Source organism: Paenibacillus popilliae ATCC 14706 (genome assembly GCF_000315235.1).
Lineage (GTDB): Bacteria > Bacillota > Bacilli > Paenibacillales > Paenibacillaceae > Paenibacillus_B > Paenibacillus_B popilliae.
This window is the reverse complement of record NZ_BALG01000048.1, coordinates 62,347-76,448: the sequence shown is the minus strand read 5'-3', so window position 1 is coordinate 76,448 and position 14,102 is coordinate 62,347. Positions and strand designations below refer to the sequence as shown.

Below are 14,102 nucleotides of genomic sequence, written 5' to 3'. Positions count from 1 at the left end.
GGTTGCTTTCAACTTCTCGCTGTGACATGCTTATACCACCTCAAGAATATTATACCATAAATATTAGATAGAGAGGATATATCTATTGTCGAATACTTAAGGCAGCTAAAGCCACCTCGCATCCGAAGCGCCTTATATCCCCCTAGCTAAAGCTAGGGGGATATAAGGCGCTAAGTTATAAATGGTTAATCACCCATTCATAAGCCTGCGTTCTTCCCAGTTCCCCGTACGGAGATGGATGGTCAACCCGTTTCTCGCGCAAGTATCCTCGATAAGCGAGCTTCTTCAACAGCATAGGCAAATAGTCAGTGAGCGCCCTGAATTCGGCATGCTGCAACACGTCCGTGATAACGACCGCGCATCATGCTCCTTAATCCATTCCAATAACGGATTACCAGCATTCCGTGCTCTTGGTAGAGAGAGAAAATCCGCAGGCCAGCAGCGCCAGTTCGATTCGCTGAGCCAGAGTCTCCGTACTTGTCGTAAATCCTCATACATTTTATATACGCCGAGATTCAATAGCTTGACTTGCTGCCATAGAGCTGGAGACGGTATTTCATTCTGTTCCATTACGATAATATGCGCCCAATAATAGAACGCTTGATCCACGAACCGATAAGCATCCAACATATGACCTGCGCCTGCAAATTGCTTGGCCTGGGAATAACAGTCCAGGAACACATCGCATACATCTTCATGTATTCCAATTGAAATAATTCCTTGCCGCCAGCATGTCGCTGCGATCGGCGATAATCTCTGTTTGTCCATCATAGACAGACCATCCATTGATGTGCTCCATGCTCTCCATTGATCCGGGTGGATGAATATCCGTTGCTTGATGTAGCTGTCCTGCTCCGTCTGCGTATGAATCCCACGCTTTTTCGACTTTCTTGCCAACCAGCTTTCTTTTGTCTTAATTCATGTTTATAATTCTACATAGATTCTCTCTTTCCTTCTATGTTTGCAAAACATTTTCAAGACATGTATTGGGGAGGTACATGATGAATACGCGGCTATTTAAGACAAGCAAGATTAATGAATTCCGGTTGTGGGGGCTCGTTCTTATTCTAGCAGGCATGGGCATGATGATCTTAGGCACCTCCGGCATATTGATGTGGGGCGCACAGGGCCGACCGTTTGCTGCGGTATTCATGGTGCTTGGCGGCATTCTTCTACTGGGAAGTATGGGCATATATTTTTGGGCCGGCATGCTCTCCACAAGTGCCGTCGCGCTGGAATGCCCGTCATGCGGCAAGCCAACGAAAATGATTGGCAAGACGGACCGTTGCATGTTCTGCAGGACCATCCTTACCTTTGATCCAACCAAAACCAATGCAGGATTGTCCGATGAAGCTGCGGCCAAATCGGCTCAACCGTCTGCGTCCGCGCCAAAGTCTTGATCGTACATAAGAAAAGCCGCCTTCCTTACCGGGAGAGCGGCTTTTCTTCTTCATATTTAAGGGACCGGCGGATAACGCAGCACATCCCATATGTCATCATTGGCGAACGTACGGGCCCAGACGGCAATTCCTCCGAGGCCCAGCCGATCGGCCAACTCAATCCGCGCTCGGATCGAATGCTCATCCTCAATCCAAATTCGCTGCAAGTCCCCTTCCTCTTTGTATTCAACGTAATGCTGCCCCGCAGACTCATCAAATTCCGGCTCCAGCTTCTTGTCCGTTAAAATATCTTGTATCGATTGCATTCCTAAAGTCTCGGAACTCACCTTCGTCTCCCCGTCCTGAACTTCTTCCGTCCAGATACGTGTATAAAGCGGCATACCCAGGACCAGCTTATGTGCCGGTACGCTGTCTTCGTCCATAATTCGCGTTACCGCCTGCTCTGTCCAAGGCAGAGATGCGACGGAGCCAGCGACAGGACTTGCTGCCCAATGCTCGTCATACGCCATGACCATCATATAATCGACAAGCTTGCCGAGGGCTTCCCTATCCAGGAATTGCGACCATCTGGCGTTATCTGACTTCGCCGTTACATCAATGGATACGACGAGACCTTTGGCATGAAGCCGAGGGACAAGCTCTCTTACGAACTGGGTCAGCTTATTCCGATCCTCAACATTCACATTTTCAAAATCAAGATTGATTCCGTCCACCTGATAGCGCTCTGCCAATGCAAGCAATTGACCGATCGTATGATTCCGCCGCCCGAAGGTCGAAAGGGCTTCCGTCGTTCGCTCCGGTTCGAAGCTGTTGCTGTACAGCGCCCATATTTGCTTACCGTTCCGGTGCGCCCATTCGGTCAACCCCATGTCCGCCTTGCTGTGAATATTGCCTTCATCATCCTCCAGACTGAACCAGGTCGGGCTGATGACATTCATGCCCGGCATGTCCGGCAGGTTGGACGGGTCAGGATTGCGGGAATAGACGGCCTCCCAGGCCAGGCTTACGGGCGTCTTCTCCTCGACGAACCGTGGCAGCGGCATCTCGAGCGCACTAGGAACGGTATGTTCGTCTCCCGCCACGACATCCTCGGCGGCCACATACCCCAATGTCCCGTCATCCGCTTCTACCCTGAACCAGTCTCCCCGCTCCTCCCAAATGCTCACCGGCGACTCACTCTTCAAATCGGTGATAATCGGCGACTTTTTGTCTGCCTGCTGCCTCATTGGGACAGTGTCTTCCGGCTGCCGCAGCTTCACGATCGTGCCGGATTGGATCGTCTGGCCCGGCATTCTGAACTGAACCGCTCCGTTCGCAGGATACTGCTTCACCTCAATTCCGTACAGCTCTTCCAGCACAGATGCGGGAACATGAACCGTATTCCCGATGCGGACGGCAGCCGCAGGCCATTCCTTCGGACTTCCGTTCAGCGCCCCGCCTCGCTGGTCCAATGGCATCGTAGCGACCGAGCCCGGGCTTGTCAAAATAACGATGTCGCTCTCCGCTTCAAATGTGACCGGCAACAGGCCATCCAGCGCCGGCACTGGAATAAGCAGTTCCTTCCCCTGTCCTGTCGTGCCATAACCGCTCCAGGTGCCGTTATAGGTGAGGGGCTGCTCAACTTGCCTCATATCGGATTCCGCTCGTTCATGGCTAGGCCACCACTCGGACCATCCTTTCCAAATGCATACGGACAAGATAAGAACTCCTATTATGATAACAAGACATCCGCCGCCGCATCCCTTTTTGCGTTGAGCGCTTCCCGGCCTGTCCACGCGCTCTCCATCGGCTGTTCTTTCGCCCCGGCGCTCTCCCCGGTAACTCATGTTGTCGTTCCTCCCACTACCAAGTCTTATATCTCCCTGTAAATAAGAAACGCGCAAGCAAAAATCTGCTGCGCGAATGCAACGGTTGTCCTACGGAACAATCCAGTTACTTCTTGACAGCCGTAGCTGCACACGATTGGCACACGCCATACACTTCCATGCGGTGTCCTCGTATGAAGAAGCCCGTCCGTTCGGCAGCTGCCTCCTCTACCGATTGCAGAGCCGGCAGCGTAAAATCGATAATCTTGCCGCATTGCTCGCATATCGCATGATAGTGATCGGAGACGTTCGCATCAAATCGGCTTGAGCTGTCTCCATAGGTCAATTCACGCACCAGGCCGGCTTCAATGAACAACTTCAAGTTGTTGTAGACCGTGGCTACGCTCATGCTCGGAAACTTGGGCTCGAGCGCTCGATATATCTCATCTGCCGTCGGATGGCTCATCGCATCCATCAAATAGGTTAAGATCGCATGGCGTTGTGGCGTAATGCGTACTCCGGACAATTTCAGTTGTTCCAATGCATGTTGAACCCGTGTCTTCATCCTGTCCACCGCCTTCTACGCTCATCATTCATTCGGGTCGACTGTTCCGTACATTGTAACGATTATCAAGAAATAATATCTTTATGTCCATTGTACGTTTACCTTTTTCGATTTGTCAATGTCATTCTTCTGTCTCGGACGCCCGCAACTCTACGATCATCTTCTCAGAACATGAAGGTCTCCAGTCGTCTGCAAGAGGATATCATGCATCCCACTACCCAACGCACCTTCGATACGATTGTCGGCGATGCCCAGTGGATAATCCGAAGTAATGTCGCCAAATGTATTCTTGCCGGATACGATGGCATCCGCGTCATCCGGAAGGTGAATCGTCATGTCCCCCGACAGACTCAGAAGGTGCCAGTGTCCTCCAACAACCTCCGATTCGACCAACACGTCCCCGCTTAGCGTCTCCGCCTGAACGGCTCGTAACGCGCGGCTTATATCGATATCGCCGCTCTTCGTGTCTGCTGTTACATCCCCCTCGATGTCAAGAATGATAATATCTCCTCGGGCCGTGTCCACGTTCAGGTCCTTTCCAATGCCCTTCACGACAATATCTCCGTCCCAAGTGCGCGCTTGAACGGAATTCTCGATATTGACAATTTGGATCGATCCGCTCTTCGTCTCGGCGGCGATGGCACCGCTAAGCTCACGGATATCAATCAGCCCGTCGTCCAGTTGAACATCGAGATTCCACGCCGCCTCATTCGGAACCGTAATGCTGAGGTCGGTGCGGACGAGCTGTTCACTCGCTGTATAACGTACCGGCACCCCTTCAATAAGCAGTTGTTCTGCGGCGGACTCCGCGATTTCTACGCGGGACTGGGTTGCCAGCTGCTCGGCCTCTTCCTTGGACAAGCTGCTTACGATAACCGTCAGCTCCACCTCTACATCCGTCACGCTCCCACTCCGTATCGACACATTGCCATAGCGATTGCGAACGGCAAGCTCACGAATCGAACGGCCTTCGATGGAATAATTCAAGGCTTGCTGCTTGAACTTCATCCCTTCAGTAAGCTTCATTTCCTTCATCATCGAAAAATCGAACTGAATGCTCCGCACCCAGTCCCTGAACAGATTAGGCTGGGCAATTATGAACACCGATACGGATAAAAAGATGGCGGCGAACATGCCGATCCAATCGATCTTCCAGCTTCTCTTCCCGTCCGGGATTCGCCTGTGCTTGGCGCTTGCCATCATCTCCACTCCCCACAACACGAAGATGCAGGGCCACCACACGAGCAGAAGCCGAATGCTGCGCAGACCGAATAATTGATCGACGAGGACCATCACGCCGACGGCGATTGTCAACAAGGCTGCGGTAATCCGGCCTACCTTTATCAAGTATGCCCCAACTCCTTCTGATCGGCTAGTGTCTTTTACGCGATTCCTTGATTAGCAGAAAAATCCCTCCACCGATAAGAACGGCTGCTCCAGCGTATGAGCCGGCATTGCTGAAAAACCAGCGCAGCCAGGCCGGATCGACCGTAAACAGCAGCAGGACAACGCCGCCGAACAGAAGCAGCAGGCCAAGCCAAGGGTCTTGCTTCACATTGTCGGCACCCAATCCATACACCGCCCGCTGGTTGACGCGCTCTGTACTCTGCAAGGCATCGAACAGATTAAAGAAATAAATGACAGGCAGCATAAGGGCAAGCAGCACAACGAGCGGCACGTTAATCCGGGCATCGGTAGCACTGAAATAGACAATCGCTACAATATCCAAAGCGAATAGCATCATAATGAGTAGCCCCCGCTGCATCAATCCCAAATAAAAATGGCCGCTTCCCGGGAAAATAAAGGACAACAGGAGCGATAAAAATTTGCTCTTGCGCTGGGGCGGTGTTCCATATACAGGGGATACAGGAGGCATTCCTTCATACGGCGGATAGTTGCCAGGATGCTGATGCTGGTGCTGGCGCTGTTGATGCTCCAAATTCGCCATTCTTCGCCGGAGAAATTGCTCTTCTTCTCTGTTCCAGTCCGGCGTACGGATCTGATCCATCCGCTGGCGTTCCTGGTAATCCCCCATTGGTGGTTCCTTGTCTCTGCGGCCTTCATCGTTCATTGCATTCATTCCTCCCTTGCAATCATACGGCTCCGACTGACTCGTTCCATACATTTTTGAACAGCGCTTTTGCCCGGTACAAGCGGGTCTCGACCGTCCGCACAGGCATTTTCAGTTGCTCGGCAATCTCAGCGTAAGAACGCTGGCGCATATGATAGAGTACCATCACCGTACGGTACTTGTCCGGAAGGCTTCCCAACGTCCGACGCACCTGCTCGCATCGCTCGCGCTTGATGATCCATTCCTCAGGCAGCCCTTCCTCGTCCTGATACGGAAGGGCCACCATCGTGTTAGGCTCCAGCCAATCGGCGGCTCCTCGTCTCTGTCTTCGCAGCGAATCGATGAGCTGGTTCCGGGTAAGCCGGTACAGCCATGTCGTCCATTTCGAATCCCCACGAAACGTATGAAGCCGACGGTATACTTTGACAAAGACTTCTTGCGCGATGTCCTCCGCCAGATACCGGTCCCGAACCGTTTGACAAATACAAGTTAACACAAATGGGCGGTGTCTTTCCACCAAAATGCGCATCCCCTCTTCATTGCCGCCCAAAATAAGCTGAACGAGTTGTTCATCTGATTGATTACGCAATTCACGTTCCACGTTAGCCGACTTCCTTTCCGTTTCTCCACGATGGCAGTCCATTGGACCGCCTCTCCAATCTTCTGCTTTTATTGTAAGGCGGACGGGGAAACGAAAGAAACCTTCCCGAGTCCAGGAAGGTTTCACCGACTTTAGTCTAGTTTGTAGCATTCGCCGATTGCCAGGGAAACGGCTATTCAACCGTTACGGAATGCACGCCGGACATCTGTTCAACTTGGGTCGTAAATGCAAAAATTTCGAACTGTCGGGGTACAATAAGGATAACTTGAACTTCAGTATGCTTGACATCAGGCCCCTCAAAAGGGCGATTGAGCAAGCGTTGCGTCGTTATTTTTTTCACCTGTATCTGCTGTTCGTTCAAAAATTGGTGGAGCTGATGAAGAAAATGGGAAGCTCCGTCCGTCTCCAGCGTCAGGACATAGGTTTTTTTGCTTGTAAAGTACCGCTGCTCAATCTTGTTGAAGACAAACAGATTAACGATGACGAGCACCGTTGCCGCGACGGCAGCGAAATAAAATCCGGCCCCGACGGCGAGACCGATAGAAGCAACGACCCATAAAGAGGCAGCGGTCGTCAGACCGGCGATGGATTTGCCCGTAAAGATGATCGTTCCCGCTCCAAGGAAACCGATGCCCGTAATGACCGCCGTTGCGAGACGGCCCGGATCGACCCTTACATTGCCTTCATAGACGAATTGAGCGAAGCCATAAATGGACAACAGCATAATCAAGGCTGAACCGAGACATACGAGAATATGTGTGCGCAAGCCTGCAGGGTGATTCGCCTGCTCCCGTTCCAATCCGACCAGCCCACCCAGCAGCATTGCCAGGAACAAGCGCATCATCAGCGAGACATTGTCAATGACCCACGGATTCGAGGCGTCGATTAGTTCTCTCATCCCGAACCATCCCCCTTCAATACCCGCTCCAGATGGCGAACGGGATGGCCCCGACCAGTTCGGCATCATCCCACCAACTAAAGAAGATTTCCTTGCATTGCCCTAGGTCGTCGATCGTATCCATCAACGGCGGAATCCGGTCGAAACCGAGAAGATCCGTTTCGCTACGGTAAGCGTTCTGCTGCAAATACTATAATTGTTCGAGGGTCTCATTATCATTCATCTCTACATTACGAAGCACAATCATTCCCCCTACAGACGGTAAATTTGTATTGCTCTATTTATCTGTAAGCAAAAAAGGCGAAGTATGCATCAAGCTCCTCCATTCGAATCAATGAAAAAACTGCGACGCATGCTCCGCCTTGCGGACTGCTATATCATTAGCTGTTCAGGTATTGGACCAGCAATTGATTGACGAGCCCCGGATTCGCTTTGCCCTTCGTTTCTTTCATCACCTGACCGACGAGGAAGCCGATCGCTTTTTGCTTGCCGGCCTTATAGTCCTCGACCGATTGCGGATTGGACGCGATGATTTGCTGCACGACAGCCAGAATCGCGCCTTCATCGCTGATTTGGATCAGTCCCTGCTCCTCGACGATCGTTTGCGGCCGCTTGCCGGATTCGAGCATTTCCTTGAATACCGTTTTTGCGATTTTCGTGCTAATGGTGCCCTTCTCGATCAGCCCGATCATTTCCCCCAGCCCTTGTCCGTCCAGCTTGACGGCTTCTATCTCAAGGCCGCCCGCATTCAAATAGCCGAGCAGATCCCCCATGATCCAGTTCGCCACTGCTTTGGTATCCTTCGTATACGGAAGGCTGTCCTCGAACAGGTCAGCCAGCTTTTTGGAGGAGGTAATGACCTCGGCATCGTATCCAGACAAGCCGTAATCGGCGGTATACCGGACCTTACGGGCATCCGGCAGCTCCGGAATCGTGGCGCGGATGCGCTCCTTCCATTCGTCGTCAATGATGATGGTAACGAGGTCCGGATCCGGGAAATAGCGGTAATCATGTGCTTCTTCCTTGCTGCGCATCGACAACGTCCGTCCTTGCATTTCATCCCATCGGCGGGTCTCCTGCACCACCTGACCGCCCTCGTCCAAAATATCGGCCTGGCGCTCCTCTTCATACTCGAGACCGCGCTGCACGCCGCGGAAGGAGTTCATGTTCTTCAGCTCGGCCTTCGTTCCGAACTCCTTCTGCCCGTACGGGCGAAGGCTGATATTCGCATCGCAGCGGAGCGATCCTTCCTCCATCTTGACATCGGATACTTCGCAATATTGCATAATGACCTTTAATTTTTCTAAATAAGCCTTGGCTTCTTCCGGTGAACGCAGATCCGCCTCCGACACGATCTCGACGAGCGGAGTGCCTACCCGGTTGAAGTCGACCAGCGAAGCATAGCCGCCATCGACATGCGTCAGCTTGCCCGCATCCTCTTCTAGATGCAGACGATTGATGCGGATGCGCTTCGTCTCACCGTCGACTTCGATGTCGATCCAGCCGTTCTGCCCGATCGGCTGGTCATACTGCGAAATCTGATAGGCCTTCGGCGAGTCAGGATAGAAATAGTTTTTGCGATCGAATTTGCTCACGAACGCGATCTCGCAGTTCAGTGCCATGGAGGCCTTCATCGCATATTCGACCGCCTGGCGGTTCAGCACCGGCAGCACGCCCGGATGCCCAAGACAAATCGGGCAAGTATGCGTATTCGGTGGCGCGCCGAAGGCGGTGGAGCAGCCGCAAAATATTTTGGATTCGGTGTGAAGCTCAACGTGAACTTCCAGTCCGATTACCGTCTCATATCTAGCACTTGGCATGTCGTAAGCCTCCTCTATAACAACTGCGGACGCAGCTTGTGATGATCGGTATGCTGCTCGAACGCATGCGCCGCGCGTAGAACGGTCGCCTCATCGAACGCCCGTCCGATCAACTGCAGCCCTACCGGCATGCCGTCCGCCAATCCGCATGGAATGCTGATCGCCGGCACGCCCGCCAAGCTAACTGGAATCGTCAAAATATCATTCAAGTACATTTGAAGCGGATCGTCAATCTGCTCGCCCAGACGGAAGGCCGTCGTCGGCGCCGTCGGCCCGAGCAAAATGTCATACTTCTGGAACGCCCGTTCGAAATCGCGCTGAATCAAGGTGCGGACCTTCTGCGCCTTCAGATAAAATGCGTCATAGTAGCCGGAGCTGAGCGCGTAGGTTCCCAGCATAATGCGCCGCTTCACTTCCGGACCGAAGCCCTGGCTGCGCGACTCAAGATACAGCTCAAGCAGATTGCCCGGCTGCTCCGCGCGAACGCCATAGCGAACCCCGTCGAACCGAGCCAGGTTGGACGACGCTTCTGAAGAAGCGAGAAGGTAATACGTCGCCACAGCATAATCCGTATGCGGCATCGACACCTCTTCCCAGGTCGCGCCTAATTGCTCGTATACCTTCAAGGCGGCAAGCACCGCTTCCTTCACCTTCGGATCGACGCCCTGCCCGATATATTCGGATGGCACGCCGATGCGCAGGGCGCGCACCTCTCCGCTTAGCGCCGCCGCGTAATTGGGAATGTCGACCTTGGCCGAGGTGGAATCCATCGGGTCGTAGCCGGCGATGGCCTGCAGCACATGCGCGGCATCCTCTACATTGTTCGTCAGCGGTCCGATCTGATCGAGGGAAGATGCGAACGCGACGAGGCCGAAGCGAGATACGAGGCCATAGGTAGGCTTCAAGCCGACGAGGCCGCAATAGGACGCCGGCTGGCGAATCGATCCGCCCGTATCCGATCCGAGGGCGAAGCTGACCTGGCCGGCGGCCACCGCCGCAGCCGATCCACCGCTTGAACCGCCCGGGACGCGCTCCAAATCCCACGGATTGCGGGTCATCTGGAAAGCGGAATTCTCATTGGATCCGCCCATGGCGAACTCATCCATATTGAGCTTGCCAACCATAATGACGTCCGCTTCCTTCAACTTGCGGGTGACGGTTCCGTCATAGACCGGCTCATAGTTCTCGAGGAAGCGGCTAGCGCATGTCGTGCGCATCCCTTCGCTCACAATATTGTCCTTCAGGCCGGCCGGAATGCCGGCCAGCGGGTGGAGCGCCTCGCCTGCCGCCAGGCGTTCATCGATGCGCTTCGCCTGCGCCTTGGCCCCTTCTTCATTCAGCGTCAGGAACGCCTGCACCCGCCCGTCGGTCTGCGCGATGCGCGCAAAAGACGCTTCCGTCAGCTCGGCGGCGGATACTTTGCGGTCTGCCATGGCTTGTCTGGCTTGTGATATCGTCATATCCAACAATCTCAATGTGGTCCCCCCCTCTCTCTTTACTCCAAAACCGCCGGAACCTGGAATTGGCCGTCTTCTTCCTGCGGCGCGTTAAGCATGACTTTCTCTATCGGCAGCGATGAACGAACGGTATCGTCACGCATCACATTGCGAATCGGCAGAACATGCGATGTCGGCGGCACGTTATCCGTATTCAGTTCGTTCAACTTCTCTGCGTACTTTAGAATCGCGTTGAGTTGCTCGGTATAGCGTGCTTTTTCTTCATCAGTTAAATTGAGCCGTGCCAGCTTGGCCACATGCTCGACGTCTTGTACCTGAATGCTCATCGGCAACCTGTTCCTCCTTGTCCCAATTGGGCCAAATTCATCCCTCTATTATAGCCTAGAAGCGTGGGCAACTCAACGCTGGCTTCCATTAATGCGGCGCAGCGCTTCGCACCGTCCGACCGTGGCATGAGCTTGCGGGGCAGTCCACACCATCTGCTTCTCTATACAAAAAAGCACCGGTCACACGTTACCCCGTAACACAAACCGGTGCTCTTCCTTATATCCATGCGCGCAGGTTGACTTGCCGGATGAACTCTTCCTGAGTCATCGCTTCTTCCTGGTCATTCTCTTCCTTCTGGTCTTCTCCCGTATCACCGTTCATGATCCGGCGGAACAGAGACTCATTGTGAGTAGCCAGTGCATAGTCGATAAGCGCTTCCCGTTCGATTCGATCCGCTTCCTGCTGCAGGAGCAGGCCTTCCTGCACGACGTCAGATGCCGGTACGAAGAAGTTGCGGTTTGCTCTCGGCACCCGGATGACGTAATCGAATGCGTTATCCGCATTGCGGTCATAGGCAATGATAAAGCCATATTCCCCGATAGGCAAATGTTGTTCGAAGCGGTCGGCAACAATGACTACTTTCTCTCCCAAATGCAGCATTGTCCATGCCTCCCATCCATATGCGGTTTCCTCTATCGTACTAAAATTTATGATTGCTGTAAATGTAAGCTTGTTCCGCAAAAAAGACGCTGCCTTTTCAAAGATAAAATATGTGACTTCCTTGCAAATGTCAATATACACTCTCAGGAAATCGACGAAAGAGCGGCATTGCGGGTTCCATCATACCTTCGTTTACGGCGCCGAAATCCACCATACTCCTTCCGGTGGGGTGGTCAGCTTCTCGAACCCGTCGTCCGTAATCAGGTACGTGTTCTCGATGCCAACAACGCCTCGGCCAGGGAACGTGAATTTCGGCTCGATCGCAATGACCATGCCGGGTTCAAGCAGCATCGTGAATCCGCGCGCCAGCACGGGCCATTCATCCATCTCCATGCCGATGCCATGGCCAAGGAAGCTAACCTGATCACTCCCGAAGCCCATGAAGTGTTCCGCCAAGCCATACTGTTCGGCCAGCTTCAGCGCGTCGACATACAGCGTCTCGCACACCGTCCCCGGCTTCAGGCTCGCTTCGACGGACCGCAGTATCGCCTCGGACGACTCGTAGGCACACTCAAGCTCCTTCTCCAGTTTGCCAGCGACCAGCGTCCGGGTCTGGTCGATGACATAACCGTCGATGCAGCATCCGATATCGACGAGAATCGGTTCATTCTCGGCGATGACCTTCCGGCTGGAGCCTTGGGGGCTAGCAGGGGTCAAGCCGCGTCCGCCGGCCGGACCGTCGAAGTAAGTCGGCTCCGCCCCCGCTTCCCCTGAGACGACCATCCCTGTAATGATCTCTTGGTTGTACCCGCGCATCCGGATGAACCCGATATGGCCCTGCATTCGGAACAAATGCTCGATATGGGCAATAAGCTGGAGCTCCATCATGCCGGGACGAACGTAAGCGGCCGCTTGCTCGAGCGCGTGATGCGCCGCCCGTGCGGCCGTACGGATGCGGTCGATTTCCCACGCCGATTTGACCATCCGCAGCCCGCGCAGCATCGCGGTTCCGTCGGTCCATGTTGCATTCGGCAGCACGGAGCGAAGCCGCTCGAACAATTGCACCGGAAGCACATCGTATTCCGTTGCGATGACCAGGCATCCGGATGCGAACACTGCCGGGAAGCGCTCCTGCAGCAGCGAGCCGAAGGAACGGAAGGATCCGAGCGGCTCGACCGCCACCACAGCTTCATGCCGCGCGCGCTCCAGGCTGCGCTTGACGAAGTAGACAGGCTCGCCCTGCTTCGGCACGAACAGATACCCTGTCTGCATCGATCCGGTAAAATAATAGAGCCCTACATTTTGCGTAATCAGACAGCCGTCCATAGTTCGTTCCTGCATCGCTGCCTGCAGTCGGACAATTCGTCCTTCTATTTCTTGCTTCAATACGCCTTGCATCGATCCTGATCCCTTCCTGCTTACTGAATCCTCCATTCAGACGGAGGCTCTGGCCTTATGCAAATGCTCTCGCAGAGGACACAAAGAGCGCAAACCTCACCCGGTTTACGCGCCCGCTTTCCCCTCTCCCCCTCCTCGTTCCTGTACGTGCAGCTCCGCAAAGCATTACCTGATTATACAAAAGGATTATGTTCCTTCTCATACCCGATCTGGGTCGCGGGACCATGCCCCGGATAGACGGTAACATCATCCCCCAGCGGGAACAGCTTGCCGTGAATCGATTGGAGCAGCACGTTCATATCCCCGTCCCGGAGATCCGTTCGTCCTACTGACGTACGGAAAAGTACATCGCCCGAGAATAACTGCTTCTCATGGAAGAAGCTGACACTTCCAGGAGAATGACCTGGCGTATGTATGACTTGGAACGTATGGCCGATAAGCTCCAGCGTCTGTCCGTCCTGCAGGAGATGCTCGGCGGGTTTCACCGTCATCGGCTGGCAGACTTGGGGCCACATCGTCGATCCGTTCAGTTCGGGCTTCGTAAGCCAGTCCACTTCCCGCTCATGAATATGTACGGGGCATCCGTGCGCTTCACGCACAGCGTCGACCCCGCCGATATGATCGAAATGCGCATGGGTCAGCAGAACAGCCGCCACCTTCAATCCTTGGAGCCCCTGCAGCAGCGGCTCTGGATTCATGCCGGGATCGATCACGACCGCTTCATTCGTCTCTTCATTTATCAGCACATAGGCATTGGTCTGGACCGGGCCAAGTGCATAGCTTTGAATGCGAAACATAGAAGAACACCGCCTTTGTAAAAGTTGTTCGCGAAGTCGACCGCAAACATAGGTTTCACCTTTATTGAAAGGTAGACTTGTTGAATTTGCTTGATGTCAGAAGGAAGACAGCAGCTCTTTGAACACGCGCACGATGCGTGTCTGGTATCCCGTGCCTTCTCCGTACGTTTCCATCAATTGCTGCCTTAGCACTTTCCATTTGTCTTGATCGTCCGATGCTTCCCCAGTCTGGATTCTCCATAATCAACACTTCCGTCTCGAGCTGTGCCGCTTCCATCGCACGGAAGACGACCGGCACGTTGCGGGCGACATCGCTGCACCATTCCGCCGCCAGGATAAGGCAGCGCAGGTCATCGTGGTTTG

14 protein-coding genes and 1 pseudogene are annotated in these 14,102 nt (G+C 53.8%); 1 reads left to right on the top strand and 14 read right to left on the bottom strand.

Going from position 1 to position 14,102, the window contains the following annotated elements:
* Nucleotides 1-285 precede the first annotated feature (285 nt).
* On the bottom strand, nucleotides 286-630 hold the full coding sequence (locus PPOP_RS25760) for a hypothetical protein (RefSeq protein ID WP_422730617.1): 345 nt from the start codon (nucleotides 628-630) through the stop codon (nucleotides 286-288).
* A 371-nt stretch (nucleotides 631-1,001) separates the two neighbouring features.
* On the opposite strand from PPOP_RS25760, the gene PPOP_RS05830 reads away from it, so the two are divergent.
* Nucleotides 1,002-1,400 (top strand): DUF2614 family zinc ribbon-containing protein, encoded by a 399-nt coding sequence (locus tag PPOP_RS05830; RefSeq protein ID WP_006285167.1) that lies wholly within the window; start codon nucleotides 1,002-1,004, stop codon nucleotides 1,398-1,400.
* A 56-nt stretch (nucleotides 1,401-1,456) separates the two neighbouring features.
* Here PPOP_RS05830 and PPOP_RS05825 read toward each other — a convergent pair whose 3' ends face one another.
* The 13 genes and pseudogenes from PPOP_RS05825 to PPOP_RS20090 all read right to left on the bottom strand — a co-directional run.
* On the bottom strand, nucleotides 1,457-3,226 hold the full coding sequence (locus PPOP_RS05825; protein WP_052516582.1) for a glycosyl hydrolase family 18 protein: 1,770 nt from the start codon (nucleotides 3,224-3,226) through the stop codon (nucleotides 1,457-1,459).
* A 106-nt stretch (nucleotides 3,227-3,332) separates the two neighbouring features.
* Nucleotides 3,333-3,770: a peroxide-responsive transcriptional repressor PerR gene (gene perR / locus PPOP_RS05820; protein WP_006285165.1), complete on the bottom strand. Its 438-nt coding sequence runs from the start codon at nucleotides 3,768-3,770 to the stop codon at nucleotides 3,333-3,335.
* Between the two features lie 156 nt (nucleotides 3,771-3,926).
* Nucleotides 3,927-5,117, bottom strand: coding sequence for a DUF4097 family beta strand repeat-containing protein (locus tag PPOP_RS05815; protein WP_006285164.1), 1,191 nt, complete (start codon nucleotides 5,115-5,117; stop codon nucleotides 3,927-3,929).
* Nucleotides 5,118-5,142: 25 nt separating this feature from the next.
* Nucleotides 5,143-5,841, bottom strand: a complete 699-nt coding sequence (locus PPOP_RS05810; RefSeq protein ID WP_006285163.1) for a hypothetical protein — start codon at nucleotides 5,839-5,841, stop codon at nucleotides 5,143-5,145.
* A 22-nt stretch (nucleotides 5,842-5,863) separates the two neighbouring features.
* On the bottom strand, nucleotides 5,864-6,442 hold the full coding sequence (locus PPOP_RS05805) for an RNA polymerase sigma factor (RefSeq protein WP_006285162.1): 579 nt from the start codon (nucleotides 6,440-6,442) through the stop codon (nucleotides 5,864-5,866).
* A gap of 172 nt (nucleotides 6,443-6,614) precedes the next feature.
* A complete protein-coding gene (locus tag PPOP_RS05800; RefSeq protein WP_006285161.1) occupies nucleotides 6,615-7,340 on the bottom strand; it encodes an MgtC/SapB family protein in 726 nt (241 codons plus the stop codon).
* A 380-nt stretch (nucleotides 7,341-7,720) separates the two neighbouring features.
* Nucleotides 7,721-9,160 carry an Asp-tRNA(Asn)/Glu-tRNA(Gln) amidotransferase subunit GatB gene (gene gatB / locus PPOP_RS05790; protein WP_006285160.1) on the bottom strand — a complete coding sequence of 480 codons (1,440 nt, stop codon included), beginning with the start codon at nucleotides 9,158-9,160 and terminating at the stop codon, nucleotides 7,721-7,723.
* A 14-nt stretch (nucleotides 9,161-9,174) separates the two neighbouring features.
* Nucleotides 9,175-10,593: an Asp-tRNA(Asn)/Glu-tRNA(Gln) amidotransferase subunit GatA gene (gene gatA / locus PPOP_RS05785; RefSeq protein WP_006285159.1), complete on the bottom strand. Its 1,419-nt coding sequence runs from the start codon at nucleotides 10,591-10,593 to the stop codon at nucleotides 9,175-9,177.
* Nucleotides 10,594-10,655: 62 nt separating this feature from the next.
* The gene (gene gatC / locus PPOP_RS05780) at nucleotides 10,656-10,943 is read right to left on the bottom strand and encodes an Asp-tRNA(Asn)/Glu-tRNA(Gln) amidotransferase subunit GatC (protein ID WP_042227566.1); all 288 of its coding nucleotides are present in this window, start codon (nucleotides 10,941-10,943) and stop codon (nucleotides 10,656-10,658) included.
* Between the two features lie 217 nt (nucleotides 10,944-11,160).
* Nucleotides 11,161-11,544 carry a hypothetical protein gene (locus tag PPOP_RS05775; RefSeq protein ID WP_006285157.1) on the bottom strand — a complete coding sequence of 128 codons (384 nt, stop codon included), beginning with the start codon at nucleotides 11,542-11,544 and terminating at the stop codon, nucleotides 11,161-11,163.
* A 192-nt stretch (nucleotides 11,545-11,736) separates the two neighbouring features.
* Nucleotides 11,737-12,942 (bottom strand): M24 family metallopeptidase, encoded by a 1,206-nt coding sequence (locus PPOP_RS05770; RefSeq protein WP_042227564.1) that lies wholly within the window; start codon nucleotides 12,940-12,942, stop codon nucleotides 11,737-11,739.
* 173 nt (nucleotides 12,943-13,115) lie between these two features.
* The gene (locus tag PPOP_RS05765; protein ID WP_006285154.1) at nucleotides 13,116-13,739 is read right to left on the bottom strand and encodes an MBL fold metallo-hydrolase; all 624 of its coding nucleotides are present in this window, start codon (nucleotides 13,737-13,739) and stop codon (nucleotides 13,116-13,118) included.
* A gap of 96 nt (nucleotides 13,740-13,835) precedes the next feature.
* Nucleotides 13,836-14,100, bottom strand: a pseudogene (locus PPOP_RS20090) (thioredoxin family protein); the annotation flags it as partial.
* Nucleotides 14,101-14,102: the final 2 nt, after the last annotated feature.

What these genes read in the sequence shown, in the direction of transcription:
- PPOP_RS25760 (WP_422730617.1), bottom strand. Translation starts at nt 630, where the DNA reads ATGTTGGATGCTTATCGGTTCGTGGATCAAGCGTTCTATTATTGGGCG.
- PPOP_RS05830 (WP_006285167.1), top strand. Translation starts at nt 1,002, where the DNA reads ATGAATACGCGGCTATTTAAGACAAGCAAGATTAATGAATTCCGGTTG.
- PPOP_RS05825 (WP_052516582.1), bottom strand. Translation starts at nt 3,226, where the DNA reads ATGAGTTACCGGGGAGAGCGCCGGGGCGAAAGAACAGCCGATGGAGAG.
- perR (WP_006285165.1), bottom strand. Translation starts at nt 3,770, where the DNA reads ATGAAGACACGGGTTCAACATGCATTGGAACAACTGAAATTGTCCGGA.
- PPOP_RS05810 (WP_006285163.1), bottom strand. Translation starts at nt 5,841, where the DNA reads ATGAACGATGAAGGCCGCAGAGACAAGGAACCACCAATGGGGGATTAC.
- PPOP_RS05800 (WP_006285161.1), bottom strand. Translation starts at nt 7,340, where the DNA reads ATGAGAGAACTAATCGACGCCTCGAATCCGTGGGTCATTGACAATGTC.
- gatB (WP_006285160.1), bottom strand. Translation starts at nt 9,160, where the DNA reads ATGCCAAGTGCTAGATATGAGACGGTAATCGGACTGGAAGTTCACGTT.
- gatA (WP_006285159.1), bottom strand. Translation starts at nt 10,593, where the DNA reads ATGGCAGACCGCAAAGTATCCGCCGCCGAGCTGACGGAAGCGTCTTTT.
- gatC (WP_042227566.1), bottom strand. Translation starts at nt 10,943, where the DNA reads ATGAGCATTCAGGTACAAGACGTCGAGCATGTGGCCAAGCTGGCACGG.
- PPOP_RS05775 (WP_006285157.1), bottom strand. Translation starts at nt 11,544, where the DNA reads ATGCTGCATTTGGGAGAGAAAGTAGTCATTGTTGCCGACCGCTTCGAA.
- PPOP_RS05770 (WP_042227564.1), bottom strand. Translation starts at nt 12,942, where the DNA reads ATGCAAGGCGTATTGAAGCAAGAAATAGAAGGACGAATTGTCCGACTG.
- PPOP_RS05765 (WP_006285154.1), bottom strand. Translation starts at nt 13,739, where the DNA reads ATGTTTCGCATTCAAAGCTATGCACTTGGCCCGGTCCAGACCAATGCC.